We start from the raw sequence: 13,386 nt of genomic DNA, 5'->3' as shown, positions 1-13,386 counted from the left end.
CCGGACCGGACTTCCACCGGCAGGCGACGACGAGCTTCCGAACAGCAAGAACACCGCTACGTCACGGTGTCACCTCCTGTTCTGCTGGGCGCACGGAAAAGGCTCAGTGGCTCGTGCTGGTGCCAGATCAAGTACCGGTCTTCTCGACGCAACTCTGCGGAACCCCATTCGATGCGCATTACGCCGTCCCCCATGGAGCAGGCGTAGGCAACGAGGACGAGTCGCACGTCTTCGGGAAGCAGCTCCAGGTCGGGATGCACCTCGGAGTCGTCGAGGTCTCCCCAATCCAGGTCAAACGGTTCCTGCATGGGCGGCGGGCCATGGCGACGGATCAAGTCTGCTCGAAAGCCTGTGGCCCGCCGGAGGCGTGCAGCCGTAACGGGCACGTCCTTCTTCGCGTAGCGGAGGGGGTAGATCAGGCACCCGCGGATGAGCATCATCGTTCGTCCCTGTAGGCGCACTGCGTCCCCGAGACTGTCGAGGCCGGCGGCCAGTTCCTCATACTGCACCGCGTAAAGGCCGTGTCCGTAGGCTTCGAGCGTCTGAGTGTGGACGCCTTCATGTCCGGTGCGGGCCCGCTCGTGAGCCCGGACGAGGCAGGCCGGGATGATGTCCACCAGCTCACCGGCGGATTCTCCGAACGTCTCACTTGCCCATCGACTGGCTGAACCCACGACGTACCGCCCCTCCCTGGTGGTCCTGGAGCACAGCGCCGAGCAGCGTCCGCCCAAACCGTGCTGTCCCCCTGGCGCATCACGCAAGGTGGCACCCAGCGCACAGGGGGAGCGCACGTCACCTGAGCGGGGCGCATCGCCGGTGCCGCTCGGTCAATCAGCAGCTGCAATTGCGGTGATAGCGGCACGGCCAGCCAGAGCCGCAAACGACTGTTCAGCAGGTCGACTCGGCGGAGCTCCGCTACACCCTCTGACATCCACGGCTGACATCAACGGGGCCGGACAGCAGCAGACTTTGGCGTGCGTGCGCGGCATTGAGCTCCCTGCCCTGCCAGGAGCTCAATGCAACCTGATCGAACTCCGAAAGCGGTGGTAAGTGTGACCTGTGCCATCGGTGATGCAGAACTCTCGATCTTGGGCAGTCGAAACGCAGGTATCGCGGCGGAAGGTCACCCGAGGCACGCCGTCATTCAAGGTCACGTTGCATCAGACCAGGGCTTGCCCTCTACCCAGTGACGGACCCAGCCGGCAAAGCCGGACTCGCCGGTGGTGAAACCGAACTCGGCCCCAAACGGTCCGGCCCCCTCGCCGGAGATGTTCCAGACGTGTCCACGGTGGGGCCCTGCGACGATCAAGTGCCAGTACATGCCGCAGCCGTCAGTGCCCAGCACGAGCGACCCGTGGTCGAAGACGGGATCCAGCCTCGGACCCAGTTCGTCGTCCGGTATATCGTCCTCCTCCCACAGCCACATCTCCTCAAGCGGGAACGGCTTGGCCAGCTCACGGACCGGGCGGTCGTCACCCCAGTCATCGGGTAGCTCGGCCAGCGGCACCAGGCCGTAGTCGGGCGGGCCGAAGCTGCAGCCGTCGGCTATCTCCGCGACACAGGTCCGGTAGGGCTCGGGCAACGTGATTCCGTGTTCCGTCTCGAAGGCGCGGACTGCCTCCCAGCCCAGGGGCTCCCCGGTGCCAAAGGCCGCCCGGAGCATGGTCAGGTCTTCGGGGCGAGCGTGCTCGGTGTCCATGCGGCACATAGCTATCACCTGCCACTATCGGATCACGAGGTGGGTGGCCCCAGAGCGTCTATCAGGCCCGATGCGGCGAGCCTCTGCCGATTACGTCTGTTCCTGGCAAACAGGGGTGTCTAGAAGATCAGGCAGGAGTTCGGCGATGGCTGCAGTGCAGCAGCGAAGTACAGCAACCACAGCAATCGACCATGACCGGCAGTGCCTCTGAAGGGCCTCGCGGCGACCTCTATGACCGTCGTGGACCGATCCCTGTAGAGCTACGGATCAGAAGGCGCCGTGCCCCTCCCGTCCCGATCGACCGGGGAACACCGGGGAACGACGGGCACTCACGGACAGTGCACAGCGCGACGGCCCCTGACCATTTCACCTGATCAGGGGCCATGCACCTGCGCGGTGGGGGTGGGATTTGAACCCACGGTGACTCGCGCCACGACGGTTTTCAAGATCGCTGTCAATCGGATGGACTGCTAGAGCGACTGGCCGGACGACGGTCTCACCGATTCCCAATGGTCCACGATTCGTGCTGCCTCCTGGTCGAAGTCAGGGTTCGTCGACTTCCGGAGTCCATCCACAGGCGCGACCAGATGGCACCTTCGCCCGCCCCTCAGGCTGACTCGGACCTGTCGGCGGGGCTTGAAGCCTGCCAGCCGCACCACCGCGACATCATCGACCTTCTCCCATGGGATCGTTCGCCTCAACCCGGGCCAGCGCTGGCCGATCCCCTCCGGTCCGACCGTTGTTGACGCGCACGAGCCCCACAGCACAACCAGGCCCCAGACGATGAGGGCGGCACTCAAACCCTGGAGTGCGCCCGCTACGGTCTTCGACAACCCTCCCGACGCCCAGATGACGGCAGCGGAGACCGCCCAGCAATACAGGGCATAGAGCACGGCAATGGCGCGGCGACGCGTCGGCATCTTGATCGTTATCGGGGGCACGAGCTAGAGACTATTTGACGTGAGATCAGCTGCTCGCTGAGGAATGTAGCGCCTTCTTCCGCGCGCCGTTCGGCCCTCTGGCGCTCGCGCCTTCGGCGTGTCCGGTATGAGTGTCATAAGGCTGTTGTAACTTCAATCCGGCCTCAGCTGCCCGCCGATCTCTCGTAGATAGGAGATGTTGCATGTTGATCACCTGCTGTCGCGCCGTCACTGCGGCGATCGCGGCCACGGCGGCCCTGGCCGCGTCCGGCACCGCCTACGCATCGGTCTCCCAGCCGAACGCCCAGGCGACCCCGAATGTCCGGGTGGGCAGCCCCACGCAGGAGGAGGGTCGGATCTTGATCAACGAGCGGTCGTACCTCGCCCACAAGGACGGCTGCATCACCGTGATGTCCGGCCTCGGCGCCACCAGCTTCAACATCTTCAACGACAGCAGCAAGACGGTCCTGGTTTTCGATGGAGCCGTCTGCGACAACGGCGCTCCCATCGCCACGATCGGGCCGAAGAGTACCGCCGACGGCGTGAGGCCGCACACTACAGCCACAGTCTTCGCCCCCGGCGCCCCGATCGTGACTGACGTGCTGGTTGCCAGCTTCCTGGTGAAGTAGCGCCACTAGCACGTCCATTTGCACCTCTTCGACAGGCGCTGTACAGCAGCGAAGTACAGCAACCGCTACAACCGCGGCGGACCATCATGGACCGTGCCTGGCAGATCATCCAGCGCAGTGAGCTTCAACGACCATCGTGCCCATAGTTCGCATCGAGGGGCAGCCCGACAACTCGCCCCCGTCGTTGAGACCCCACCGACCTAGCAGCGCTGGGAATGCCGAAAGCCGGGTCTCTCCCGAAACGCGATGAGCTAGGATCCCCGCCGGGCGAAGCCGTAGCGCAGAGGTCGTCGCGCGCGGTCTCCAAAATCGCGAGGACGCCGGTTCGAATCCGGCCGGTTTCGCCCGTGCCAGCCTCACTGCTTAAAACGGTGCTCACATGACGCAGTAGCCGACGGCAGCGCTGACGGCAACGCCAGCGGACGTCAGCGGCACTGCGCGACCCGGCACGGTAGCGGCAGAGTGCCGGCGGGCCATCCCGCCGAGGTGTGCCCGCATCTTCTAAGCACCTGGCCAGCAGCGGGAAACACACGCTCCCAAAAGACAGGGAACGCAGCAGCGCCCTCCCGGGCCGCCCTGGGCCGTGGAAGGGCGCTCGATGGTGACCAACGTCGACAACTGCCGACAGCTCAGCAGCAGGTCAGAGTGTTGATCGATACGGCGGCCGCGGGTCACGGCCGCCAGTGATCAGTTGTGGCTGTGCAGGATGTCGTTCAGGCCGCCCCAGACCGCGTTGTTCGGGCGGGCCTCGACCGTGCCGGTGACCGAGTTGCGGCGGAAGAGGATGTTGGAGGCGCCGCTCAGCTCGCGGGCCTTGACGATCTGGCCGTCGGGCATGGTGACCCGGGTGCCCGCGGTGATGTACAGGCCGGCCTCGACCACGCACTCGTCGCCGAGGGCGATGCCGACGCCCGCCTCGGCGCCGATCAGGCAGCGCTCGCCGATGGAGATGATGACGTTGCCGCCACCGGACAGGGTGCCCATCGTGGAGGCGCCGCCGCCGATGTCGGAGCCGTTGCCGACCACGACGCCCGCGGAGATGCGGCCCTCGACCATGGAGGTCCCGAGCGTCCCGGCGTTGAAGTTGACGAAGCCCTCGTGCATGACCGTGGTGCCCTCGGCGAGGTGGGCGCCCAGGCGGACCCGGTCGGCGTCCGCGATGCGCACGCCCTTCGGGGCGACGTAGTCGGTCATCCGCGGGAACTTGTCGATCGAGGTGACCTGCAGGTGCAGGCCCTCGGCGCGGGCGTTGAGGCGCACCTTCTCGACGTCGTCCACGGCGACCGGGCCGAGCGAGGTCCAGGCGACGTTGGCGAGGTGGCCGAAGATGCCGTCCAGGCTCTGGCCGTGCGGCTTGACCAGACGGTGCGAGAGCAGGTGCAGGCGCAGGTAGACGTCGTGCGCGTCGATCGGCTTCTCGCCGAGGGAGGCGATGACCGTGCGGACCGCGACCACCTCGACGCCCCGGCGGGCGTCCGGGCCCATCGCCGCGGTCGCGCCGCCGCCCAGCAGCTCGGCCGCCTGCTCGGCGGTGAGCCGCTCGGTGCCGGCCGGGCCCGGTGCCTCGACCAGCTCGGGGGCCGGGAACCAGGTGTCGAGAACGGTGCCGTCGGAGGCGAGGGTGGCAAGGCCGGCGGCGACGGCGCCGGTGGTGCGGGAAGCAGAGTCGGTCATGGGGAAAACCTAACGTGGGCGGGGGTGCGGGAGCGAACCGTGTCTCACGGACCGGGCGCGGCTTCAGCGGATCACCCGAGCCAGCACTTCTCGCGCGTACTCCTCGTCGTACGAACCGCCCGTGAGCAGCACCTGCAGACAGATTCCGTCCATCAGGGCCACCAGCGCCCGCGCCGTCACCGGGTCCACCCGCGCGGCCAGCCGCCGGGCCGTCTCCTCGGCCCACTGGGCGGCGACCGGGCGCAGGGCGGGGCGGCGCAGGGCCGCGAGGTACAGCTCGTACTCCAGCTCAACGCCCGGCCGGTCGCGGCCCAGCCACTCGCCGAGGACCCGGGCGAGACCGGTGGCCAGGTCGTCGCCGGGGTCCGCCAGGACCCCGCTCGCGTCGAGCACCTGCGCGAACCCCTCGTTGGCCTGGCAGAGGGCGGCCACCAGCAGGTCGTCCAGGGTGGCGAAGTGGTACGTCGTGGAGCCGAGCGGGACATCCGCCTCGGCGGCGACCGTACGGTGGCTCAGTCCGGCGATGCCGTCCCGGCCGGCCACCCGGAGGGCCGCGTCGATGATCCGCTGCCGCCGCTCGGGGTCGTAGCGCCGGGCCATCAGTGGCTCGCCCCGCCCAGGTTCAGCACGACCACACCTCCGATGATCAGCAGGATCCCGCCGACCTTGGCGAGACCCAGTCCCTCCCCGAACAGCAGCAGGCCGAGCACGGCGATGGTCGCGGTGCCCACGCCGGACCAGATCGCGTACGCCGTGCCGATCTGGACGGTCTTCAGCGTCTGGGCGAGCAGCGCGAAGGAGACGAGGTAGCCCAGAGCGGTCACGAGCGAGGGCCAGAGCCGGCTGAATCCCTCGCTGTACTTCATCGCCGTCGTGGCGGCGACCTCGGCGGCGATGGCGCCGGCGAGTGACAGATATCCCATGCGTACGAGCGTACACAACGATGCGTACGGCCGTACACAACAAGAAAGTTTCATTTTCACAGAAACCGCTCTCCGCCGCTGCTCCGGCCACTAATGTGCGGGGCCATGTCCGACCACACCCCCCATCCCTGGGAGACCGGCCGGCCCGCCGCCACCTCCCGCTTCCCCGGCACCCGAAGACTCTGGCCGGCCGGCGCGCTGGCGCTCGCGGTGATCACCGCCTGCGTCACGGCCCTGGCCATGAACGACGGGCCCCCGCGGACCGAAGCCACCCCGCGGACGGCCGGAGCCCCCACGGACAACGGCCCAGGCCTGCTCTCCTTCGGCTCTCCGCCGGCGCGTACGGCGGCTCCGCCCGGGGGGAGGACCGCGCGGGCATCCGGGACACCGCGCACCACCGCCCCGCACCCCTCCGACCCGAAGCCCACACCGCCCACGTCACCGGCCGGGCAAGGCAGTTCCGCGAAACCTGCCCCCACCGGGCGTTCGGTCCGCTCCCTGAACTACCCCGACCGCTACTGGCACATCAGCGGCGACCTGGTGAAGCTCGACCCGGTGACCTCCCCCGCCGACCGTCGCGCGGCGACCTTCACCGTGGTCAACGGCCTTGCCGACGCGCACTGTTACTCCTTCGCCACCGCCGACGGCGGCTACCTCCGTCACCGGAACTTCCTGCTGCGCGCCGAACACGACGACGGCACACCCCTGTTCCGCCAGGACGCCACCTTCTGCCCCCGCCGGTCGTCGTTCGGCGGAGCGCTCATGCTGGAGTCGGTGAACTACCCCGGCCGCTTCCTGCGCCACCAGAACTTCCAGCTGAAGCTGGACCCTTACGACAACACCGACCTCTACCGCGCCGACTCGGCGTTCCAGCTGGTGGACGGGCTGGGCTGAGCGCGAGGCCAGTGCGCGCGAAAGGGGCCACGGCACCCGGCCATGGCCCCTTTCGCAGGCTCTGTGTCAGACGTTGAACCCGAGCGCCCTCAGCTGCTCGCGGCCGTCGTCCGTGATCTTGTCGGGGCCCCACGGGGGCATCCAGACCCAGTTGATGCGGAGTTCGTTGACGAGGCCGTCCGTGGCGGACTTGGCCTGGTCCTCGATGACGTCCGTCAGCGGGCAGGCCGCCGAGGTCAGGGTCATGTCGACCGTGGCCACGTTGGAGTCGTCGATGTGGATGCCGTAGATCAGGCCGAGGTTGACGACGTCGATGCCCAGCTCGGGGTCGACCACGTCCATCAGGGCCTCGCGAAGCTCCTCCTCCGAGGCGGGCTTCATCTCAGCGGTGTCGGTCATGCCGTCTTCCTTTCGGCGTCGGCGCCACCCAGCGCCTGGGCCGTCGCGTCCTTCCACGCCATCCAGCTCAGGAGGGCGCACTTGACCCGCGCGGGGTACTTGGAGACACCGGCGAACGCGACCGCGTCCTCCAGGATGTCCTCCATCGCGTCGTCCGGCTCGATCCGGCCCTTGGACTGCATCAGCTCCAGGAAGGTCTCCTGGATCTTCTGCGCCTCGGTCAGCTCCTTGCCGACCAGCAGCTCGTTGAGGACCGAGGCGCTCGCCTGACTGATCGAGCAGCCCTGGCCCTCGTAACTGACGTCCGCGATCTTCGTGCCGTCGTACTTCACGCGGAGGGTGATCTCGTCGCCGCAGGTCGGGTTCACATGGTGCACCTCGGCGTCGCCATCCCGCAGACCACGCCCGTGGGGGTTCTTGTAGTGGTCCAGGATGACTTCCTGGTACATCGAATCCAGCTTCACGGTCAGCTTCCGTCCCTCAGCCGAAGAAGTTCCGTACGTGCTCCAGCCCCTCGACCAGTGCGTCGATCTCGGCCGGCGTGGAGTACAGATAGAACGACGCTCGCGTGGTCGCAGGAATTCCGTAGCGGAGGCAGACGGGCCGCGCACAGTGGTGGCCGACGCGGACCGCGATGCCCTGCTCGTCGAGGACCTGGCCCACGTCGTGCGGGTGGATGTCGCCCAGGGTGAAGGAGATCGCGGCGCCCCGGTCCTCGGCCGTGGTCGGGCCGATGATCCTCAGGTCCGGGACCTTCTGCAGACGCTGGACCGCGTACTCGGTCAGCGCGTGCTCATGGGCGAGGATCTTCTCCATGCCGATCGACTGGAGGTAGTCGATCGCCGCGCCGAGGCCGACCGCCTGGGCGATCGGGGGCGTGCCCGCCTCGAACTTGTGCGGCGCCGGGGCGTAGGTGGACGAGTGCATCGAGACCGTCTCGATCATCTCGCCGCCGCCCAGGAAGGGGGGAAGGTCCTCCAGGAGCTCCTGCCGGCCCCACAGGACGCCGATGCCCGTCGGGCCGCACATCTTGTGACCGGTGAAGGCCACGAAGTCGGCCTGCAGGGCCTGCACGTCCAGCGGCATGTGCGGGGCGGCCTGGGAGGCGTCGATGCAGACGAGGGCGCCGACCTCCTGGGCGCGGCGGATTATCGTCTCGACCGGGTTGACCGTGCCCAGGATGTTCGACACCAGCACGAAGGAAACGATCTTCGTCTTCTCGGTGATGATCTCGTCGATGTTGGACAGGTCCAGGCGGCCGTCGTCCGTGAGACCGAACCACTTCAGCTTCGCGCCGGTGCGCTGCGCGAGCAGCTGCCACGGCACGATGTTGGAGTGGTGCTCCATCTCCGTGATGACGATCTCGGTCTCGTGGTCCACCCGGTAGGGCTCCTCGGCCCAGCCCAGCATGTTCGCCACGAGGTTCAGCGACTCGGAGGCGTTCTTGGTGAAGATCACCTCGTCGCGGCTGGGCGCGTTGATGAACGCGGCGACCTTGTCGCGCGCGCCCTCGTACAGCGCCGTGGCCTCCTCGGCGAGCACATGCACACCGCGGTGGACGTTGGCGTTGTAGCGCTCGTAGTACTCGCTCAGGGCGTCCAGCACCTGGCGCGGCTTCTGCGATGTCGCCGCGTTGTCCAGGTACACGAGCTTCTTGCCGTCGTGGACGACTCGGTCCAGAACGGGGAAGTCCTTGCGGATCGCCTCGGTGTCGAGGAGGCCCGGCAGCTGTGTCACGCGGATGCGCCACCCTTCACGTATGCCTCGTAGCCCTCGTTCTCCAGCTTGTCCGCGAGCTCGGGGCCGCCGGACTCGACGATGCGGCCGCCTGCGAACACGTGGACGTGGTCGGGCTTGATGTAGCGCAGGATGCGCGTGTAGTGCGTGATCAGCAGGGTGCCGACCTCGCCGGTCTCGCGGACGCGGTTGACGCCCTCGGAGACGATGCGGAGCGCGTCGACGTCCAGACCGGAGTCGGTCTCGTCCAGGATCGCGACCTTCGGCTTGAGCAGCTCCAGCTGGAGGATCTCGTGGCGCTTCTTCTCACCGCCGGAGAAGCCCTCGTTGACGTTGCGCTCGGCGAAAGACGGGTCCATGTTGAGGCGCTGCATGGCCTCCTTGACCTCCTTCACCCAGGTGCGCAGCTTCGGGGCCTCGCCGCGGACGGCGGTGGCGGAGGTGCGCAGGAAGTTGGAGACCGAGACGCCGGGGACCTCGACCGGGTACTGCATCGCCAGGAACAGGCCCGCGCGGGCGCGCTCGTCGACGGACATCTCCAGGACGTCCTCGCCGTCGAGCAGCACGGTGCCGCTGGTGATCGTGTACTTCGGATGACCCGCGAGGGAGTAGGCGAGGGTCGACTTGCCGGAGCCGTTGGGGCCCATGATGGCGTGCGTCTCGCCCTGCTTCACGGTGAGGTCGACGCCCTTGAGGATCTCCTTCGTGGCGTTGTCGGCCTCGACGGTGACGTGCAGGTCTCGGATTTCAAGCGTTGCCATGGGTGCCTCAGGACTCCTGGGTGAGGGAGACGAGAACGTCGTCCCCTTCGATCTTTACGGGGTATACGGGGACGGGGCGCGTGGCCGGGAGGCCGGACGGCTTGCCGGTGCGCAGGTCGAAGGAGGAGCCGTGCAGCCAGCACTCGATCTGGCAGTCCTCCACCTCGCCCTCGGAGAGCGAGACGTTCGCGTGGGAGCAGATGTCGTAGATCGCGAACACCTCGCCCTCGGTCTTGACGACCGAGACCGGCGTGCCGTCGAGTTCCACCCGCTTCGGGGTGTCCTCCTCCAGCTCGCTCAGCCCACAGACGCGTACGAAGGTCATGCGACCGAAGCCTCCAGCTCCTCCTCGATCTTGGCGAGCAGGCGCTCCTCGATGTCGGCGACACCGATCTGCTGGACCAGTTCGGCGAAGAAGCCGCGGACCACCAGGCGGCGCGCCTCGTGCTCCGGGATGCCGCGGGCCATCAGGTAGAAGAGCTGCTCGTCGTCGAAGCGGCCGGTGGCGGAGGCGTGGCCGGCGCCGACGATCTCACCGGTCTCGATCTCCAGGTTCGGCACCGAGTCGACGCGCGCGCCGTCCGTGAGGACCAGGTTGCGGTTCATCTCATAGGTGTCCGTGCCCTCGGCCTTGGCCTCGATGAGCACGTCGCCGATCCAGACCGCGTGCGCGTCGTCGCCCTGGAGCGCGCCCTTGTAAGCGACGTTGGACTTGCAGTGCGGGGTGTTGTGGGTGACCAGCAGGCGGTGCTCCTGGTGCTGCCCGGCGTCGGTGAAGTACAGGCCGTACAGCTCGACCTCGCCACCGGGACCGGCGTACTCCACGCGGGGGTGCAGGCGGACCAGGTCACCGCCGAAGGTGACGACGATCGACTTGAAGGTGGCGTCCCGGCCGACCAGCGCGTTGTGCTGGGCCACGTGCACGGCCTTGTCGTCCCAGTCCTGGACGGAGACGACGGTCAGCTTGGCGCCGTCACCGAGGACGTAGTCGACGTTGGCGGCGAGCACCGCGTCACCGGTGTGGTCGATGACCACGACGGCCTCGGCGAAGGCGCCCAGCTCGATCACCTGGTGACCGAAGGCGGTGCCGCCCTGGCCGTGCACGGCGATGCGGATCGGCTCGGAAAGGACGGTCTCCTTCGGGACCGTCACGACCGAGGCCTTCTCGAAGGCGGAGTACGCCTGCGCGGCCACGCGGTCCACCGGGGTGCCCGCCCTGCCGAGCCGGGCGTCGTCACGGCCGACGGTCTCGACGGTGACGCCCTCGGGGGCCTGGACGTCGACCTTCACACCGTCGCCGTTCGCGACGGCGGTGCCGTCGTGCAGCCCGCGCAGGCGCTCCAGCGGGGTGAACCGCCACTCCTCCTCGCGGCCGTGCGGGACCGGGAAGTCCGCCACGTCGAAGGACGGCGGCGCGCTCATGCGCGAGACGACGGTCGACTCCGCGGCGACCGCGATCGAGCCGGCGGTGGTGGAACCCACCGGGATGTTCTGGGCCTCAGCCATGGCTGTCGTAATGCTCGCTTTCTTACGTATGGGCTTGACGGGGAGTGCGGACCGGCGGTTAACCGACCGCGCCCTCCATCTGCAGCTCGATCAGCCGGTTGAGCTCCAGCGCGTACTCCATGGGCAGTTCCTTGGCGATCGGCTCGACGAAGCCGCGCACGATCATCGCCATCGCCTCGTCCTCGGAGAGGCCGCGGCTCATCAGGTAGAAGAGCTGGTCCTCGGAGACCTTGGAGACGGTGGCCTCGTGGCCCATGGACACGTCGTCCTCGCGGACGTCGACGTACGGGTACGTGTCCGAGCGGGAGATCGTGTCGACCAGCAGCGCGTCGCACAGCACGTTGGACTTCGACCCGGCGGCGCCCTCGCCGATCTCGATCAGACCGCGGTACGACGTACGACCGCCACCGCGCGCGACCGACTTCGAGACGATGTTGGACGAGGTGTTCGGCGCCATGTGGACCATCTTGGCGCCGGCGTCCTGGTGCTGGCCCTCGCCCGCGAAGGCGATGGACAGGGTCTCGCCCTTGGCGTGCTCGCCCATCAGGTAGACGGCCGGGTACTTCATCGTCACCTTGGAGCCGATGTTGCCGTCGATCCACTCCATGGTCGCGCCCTCGTAGGCCACGGCGCGCTTGGTGACCAGGTTGTAGACGTTGTTCGACCAGTTCTGGATGGTCGTGTAGCGGCAGCGGGCGTTCTTCTTGACGATGATCTCGACGACCGCGGAGTGCAGCGAGTCCGACTTGTAGATCGGGGCCGTACAGCCCTCGACGTAGTGCACGTAGGCACCCTCGTCGACGATGATCAGGGTCCGCTCGAACTGGCCCATGTTCTCCGTGTTGATGCGGAAGTAGGCCTGCAGCGGGATCTCGACGTGCACGCCCTTCGGCACGTAGATGAACGATCCGCCGGACCACACGGCGGTGTTCAGGGCCGCGAACTTGTTGTCGCCGGCGGGGATGACGGTCCCGAAGTACTCCTTGAAGAGCTCCGGGTGCTCCTTCAGCGCGGTGTCGGTGTCGAGGAAGATGACGCCCTGCTCCTCCAGGTCCTCGCGGATCTGGTGGTAGACGACCTCCGACTCGTACTGGGCCGCGACACCGGCGACGAGGCGCTGCTTCTCCGCCTCCGGGATGCCGAGCTTGTCGTAGGTGTTCTTGATGTCCTCGGGCAGGTCCTCCCAGGACTCCGCCTGCTTCTCCGTGGAGCGCACGAAGTACTTGATGTTGTCGAAGTCGATGCCCGAGAGGTCGGAGCCCCAGTTCGGCATCGGCTTCTTCTCGAAGAGCTTCAGGCCCTTCAGGCGCAGCTTGGTCATCCACTCCGGCTCCGACTTCTTGCCGGAGATGTCGCGGACGACCTCCTCGTTCAGGCCGCGCCTGGCGGAGGCACCGGCCACGTCCGAGTCGGCCCAGCCGTATTCGTACTTGCCCAGGCCCTCGAGCTCAGGGTGGGCAGTCTCCGTGGGGAGAGTCATGCGGGGTTCCTCCCGGCCGTGCTTGCAGGTGCGTTGTCGCTGGTCTTGGAAATCTTGGGGATGAACGTCGTGCAGACGCCGTCGCCGTGCGCGATGGTCGCCAGTCGCTGGACGTGGGTACCCAGCAGCTCGGCGAAGATCTCCGTCTCCGCCTCGCACAGCTGCGGGAACTGCTCCGCGACATGGGCGACCGGGCAGTGGTGCTGGCACAGCTGCTCGCCGACCGGTGCGCTGCGCGCCGTAGCAGCGTACCCGTCGGCGCTCAAGGCCTTGGCCAGTGCTTCGGCCCGCTTGTCCGGCGTGACCGCCTCGATCGCCTTGCGGTACGTGCTCGCCTGGGCGGCGATCCGGGCGCGGGCGAAGGCCGCGACCGCCTCGGGGCCTCCGCCCTGCTCGGCGATCCAGCGGAGCGCGTCCGCGGCGAGCTTGTCGTACGACTGGTCGAAGGCGTCCCGGCCGCAGTCGGTCAGCGCGAAGACCTTCGCGGGGCGGCCGCGCGTGCGCGTGCCGTACACGCGCTGTTCGCGGGCCTCCACGACGTCGTCGGCGACCAGGGCGTCCAGGTGGCGCCGGACGGCCGCCTGGGTCAGCCCCAGCCGGCCGGCGAGTTCGGCGACGGTCGACGGGCCGTGGTCCAGGATGGAGCGCGCGACGCGGTTGCGCGTGGAGCGCTCACCGGTCGCGAGTTCCTCCTGTGGGGCCCCCAGGGGGGTCTCCCGAGCCTCGCCGACGTTTTTCACAACGCCATTGTTGCGTAATTCCTC

15 protein-coding genes and 1 tRNA gene are annotated in these 13,386 nt (G+C 67.9%); 3 read left to right on the top strand and 13 right to left on the bottom strand.

Translation table 11 applies throughout. From position 1 onward, the window contains the following. Positions 1-56: 56 nt before the first annotated feature. Positions 57-674 carry a hypothetical protein gene (locus ACWC2T_RS40755; protein ID WP_450675344.1) on the bottom strand — a complete coding sequence of 206 codons (618 nt, stop codon included), beginning with the start codon at positions 672-674 and terminating at the stop codon, positions 57-59. A gap of 476 nt (positions 675-1,150) precedes the next feature. After that, positions 1,151-1,699, bottom strand: a complete 549-nt coding sequence (locus ACWC2T_RS40750) for an SMI1/KNR4 family protein (RefSeq protein ID WP_450675343.1) — start codon at positions 1,697-1,699, stop codon at positions 1,151-1,153. 1,123 nt (positions 1,700-2,822) lie between these two features. On the opposite strand from ACWC2T_RS40750, the gene ACWC2T_RS40745 reads away from it, so the two are divergent. After that, the gene (locus tag ACWC2T_RS40745) at positions 2,823-3,248 is read left to right on the top strand and encodes a hypothetical protein (RefSeq protein ID WP_450675342.1); all 426 of its coding nucleotides are present in this window, start codon (positions 2,823-2,825) and stop codon (positions 3,246-3,248) included. Positions 3,249-3,517: 269 nt separating this feature from the next. Then, a tRNA-Trp gene (locus tag ACWC2T_RS40740) sits at positions 3,518-3,592 on the top strand. 343 nt (positions 3,593-3,935) lie between these two features. On the opposite strand, the gene dapD is transcribed toward ACWC2T_RS40740, so the two are convergent. The 3 genes from dapD to ACWC2T_RS40725 all read right to left on the bottom strand — a co-directional run bounded on the left by dapD (position 3,936) and on the right by ACWC2T_RS40725 (position 5,845). Further along, complete coding sequence (gene dapD / locus ACWC2T_RS40735; protein ID WP_450675341.1) at positions 3,936-4,922, bottom strand: 2,3,4,5-tetrahydropyridine-2,6-dicarboxylate N-succinyltransferase; 987 nt, start codon at positions 4,920-4,922, stop codon at positions 3,936-3,938. Positions 4,923-4,985: 63 nt separating this feature from the next. Next, positions 4,986-5,522, bottom strand: coding sequence for a TetR/AcrR family transcriptional regulator (locus tag ACWC2T_RS40730; protein ID WP_450675340.1), 537 nt, complete (start codon positions 5,520-5,522; stop codon positions 4,986-4,988). Beyond that, a complete protein-coding gene (locus ACWC2T_RS40725; protein WP_450675339.1) occupies positions 5,522-5,845 on the bottom strand; it encodes a DMT family transporter in 324 nt (107 codons plus the stop codon). Before ACWC2T_RS40725 ends, ACWC2T_RS40730 begins: the two co-directional genes overlap by 1 nt. A gap of 105 nt (positions 5,846-5,950) precedes the next feature. Here ACWC2T_RS40725 and ACWC2T_RS40720 point away from each other — a divergent pair, with 105 nt between their 5' ends. Beyond that, entirely contained in the window at positions 5,951-6,739 is a 789-nt protein-coding gene (locus ACWC2T_RS40720) for an AbfB domain-containing protein (RefSeq protein WP_450675338.1), read from the top strand. 66 nt (positions 6,740-6,805) lie between these two features. Here ACWC2T_RS40720 and ACWC2T_RS40715 read toward each other — a convergent pair whose 3' ends face one another. Genes ACWC2T_RS40715 through ACWC2T_RS40680 form a run of 8 tightly spaced genes read right to left on the bottom strand, consistent with a single transcriptional unit; the run spans position 6,806 to position 13,362 of the window. After that, positions 6,806-7,138, bottom strand: a complete 333-nt coding sequence (locus ACWC2T_RS40715) for a metal-sulfur cluster assembly factor (RefSeq protein WP_100825566.1) — start codon at positions 7,136-7,138, stop codon at positions 6,806-6,808. Further along, the gene (gene sufU, locus ACWC2T_RS40710) at positions 7,135-7,602 is read right to left on the bottom strand and encodes a Fe-S cluster assembly sulfur transfer protein SufU (RefSeq protein WP_450675337.1); all 468 of its coding nucleotides are present in this window, start codon (positions 7,600-7,602) and stop codon (positions 7,135-7,137) included. The genes ACWC2T_RS40715 and sufU overlap by 4 nt, the downstream gene beginning before the upstream one ends. Before the next feature lie 16 nt (positions 7,603-7,618). Further along, positions 7,619-8,875: a cysteine desulfurase gene (locus tag ACWC2T_RS40705; RefSeq protein WP_450675336.1), complete on the bottom strand. Its 1,257-nt coding sequence runs from the start codon at positions 8,873-8,875 to the stop codon at positions 7,619-7,621. Beyond that, the gene (sufC, locus tag ACWC2T_RS40700) at positions 8,872-9,636 is read right to left on the bottom strand and encodes a Fe-S cluster assembly ATPase SufC (RefSeq protein ID WP_450675335.1); all 765 of its coding nucleotides are present in this window, start codon (positions 9,634-9,636) and stop codon (positions 8,872-8,874) included. The genes ACWC2T_RS40705 and sufC overlap by 4 nt, the downstream gene beginning before the upstream one ends. A gap of 7 nt (positions 9,637-9,643) precedes the next feature. Next, the gene (locus ACWC2T_RS40695) at positions 9,644-9,961 is read right to left on the bottom strand and encodes a non-heme iron oxygenase ferredoxin subunit (RefSeq protein WP_450675334.1); all 318 of its coding nucleotides are present in this window, start codon (positions 9,959-9,961) and stop codon (positions 9,644-9,646) included. Beyond that, complete coding sequence (gene sufD, locus ACWC2T_RS40690; protein ID WP_450675333.1) at positions 9,958-11,142, bottom strand: Fe-S cluster assembly protein SufD; 1,185 nt, start codon at positions 11,140-11,142, stop codon at positions 9,958-9,960. Before sufD ends, ACWC2T_RS40695 begins: the two co-directional genes overlap by 4 nt. Before the next feature lie 58 nt (positions 11,143-11,200). Next, positions 11,201-12,622, bottom strand: coding sequence for a Fe-S cluster assembly protein SufB (gene sufB / locus ACWC2T_RS40685; protein WP_388563119.1), 1,422 nt, complete (start codon positions 12,620-12,622; stop codon positions 11,201-11,203). After that, the gene (locus tag ACWC2T_RS40680; RefSeq protein WP_450675332.1) at positions 12,619-13,362 is read right to left on the bottom strand and encodes a helix-turn-helix transcriptional regulator; all 744 of its coding nucleotides are present in this window, start codon (positions 13,360-13,362) and stop codon (positions 12,619-12,621) included. Before ACWC2T_RS40680 ends, sufB begins: the two co-directional genes overlap by 4 nt. Positions 13,363-13,386 lie beyond the last annotated feature (24 nt).

It is taken from the genome of Streptomyces sp. NPDC001393, from assembly GCF_053597455.1.
Note: the sequence above shows the minus strand (reverse complement) of the source record. Positions and strands in the feature narration are given on the sequence as shown.

What these genes read in the sequence shown, in the direction of transcription:
- ACWC2T_RS40750 (WP_450675343.1), bottom strand. Translation starts at nt 1,699, where the DNA reads ATGGACACCGAGCACGCTCGCCCCGAAGACCTGACCATGCTCCGGGCG.
- ACWC2T_RS40745 (WP_450675342.1), top strand. Translation starts at nt 2,823, where the DNA reads ATGTTGATCACCTGCTGTCGCGCCGTCACTGCGGCGATCGCGGCCACG.
- dapD (WP_450675341.1), bottom strand. Translation starts at nt 4,922, where the DNA reads ATGACCGACTCTGCTTCCCGCACCACCGGCGCCGTCGCCGCCGGCCTT.
- ACWC2T_RS40730 (WP_450675340.1), bottom strand. Translation starts at nt 5,522, where the DNA reads ATGGCCCGGCGCTACGACCCCGAGCGGCGGCAGCGGATCATCGACGCG.
- ACWC2T_RS40725 (WP_450675339.1), bottom strand. Translation starts at nt 5,845, where the DNA reads ATGGGATATCTGTCACTCGCCGGCGCCATCGCCGCCGAGGTCGCCGCC.
- ACWC2T_RS40720 (WP_450675338.1), top strand. Translation starts at nt 5,951, where the DNA reads ATGTCCGACCACACCCCCCATCCCTGGGAGACCGGCCGGCCCGCCGCC.
- ACWC2T_RS40715 (WP_100825566.1), bottom strand. Translation starts at nt 7,138, where the DNA reads ATGACCGACACCGCTGAGATGAAGCCCGCCTCGGAGGAGGAGCTTCGC.
- sufC (WP_450675335.1), bottom strand. Translation starts at nt 9,636, where the DNA reads ATGGCAACGCTTGAAATCCGAGACCTGCACGTCACCGTCGAGGCCGAC.
- ACWC2T_RS40695 (WP_450675334.1), bottom strand. Translation starts at nt 9,961, where the DNA reads ATGACCTTCGTACGCGTCTGTGGGCTGAGCGAGCTGGAGGAGGACACC.
- sufD (WP_450675333.1), bottom strand. Translation starts at nt 11,142, where the DNA reads ATGGCTGAGGCCCAGAACATCCCGGTGGGTTCCACCACCGCCGGCTCG.
- sufB (WP_388563119.1), bottom strand. Translation starts at nt 12,622, where the DNA reads ATGACTCTCCCCACGGAGACTGCCCACCCTGAGCTCGAGGGCCTGGGC.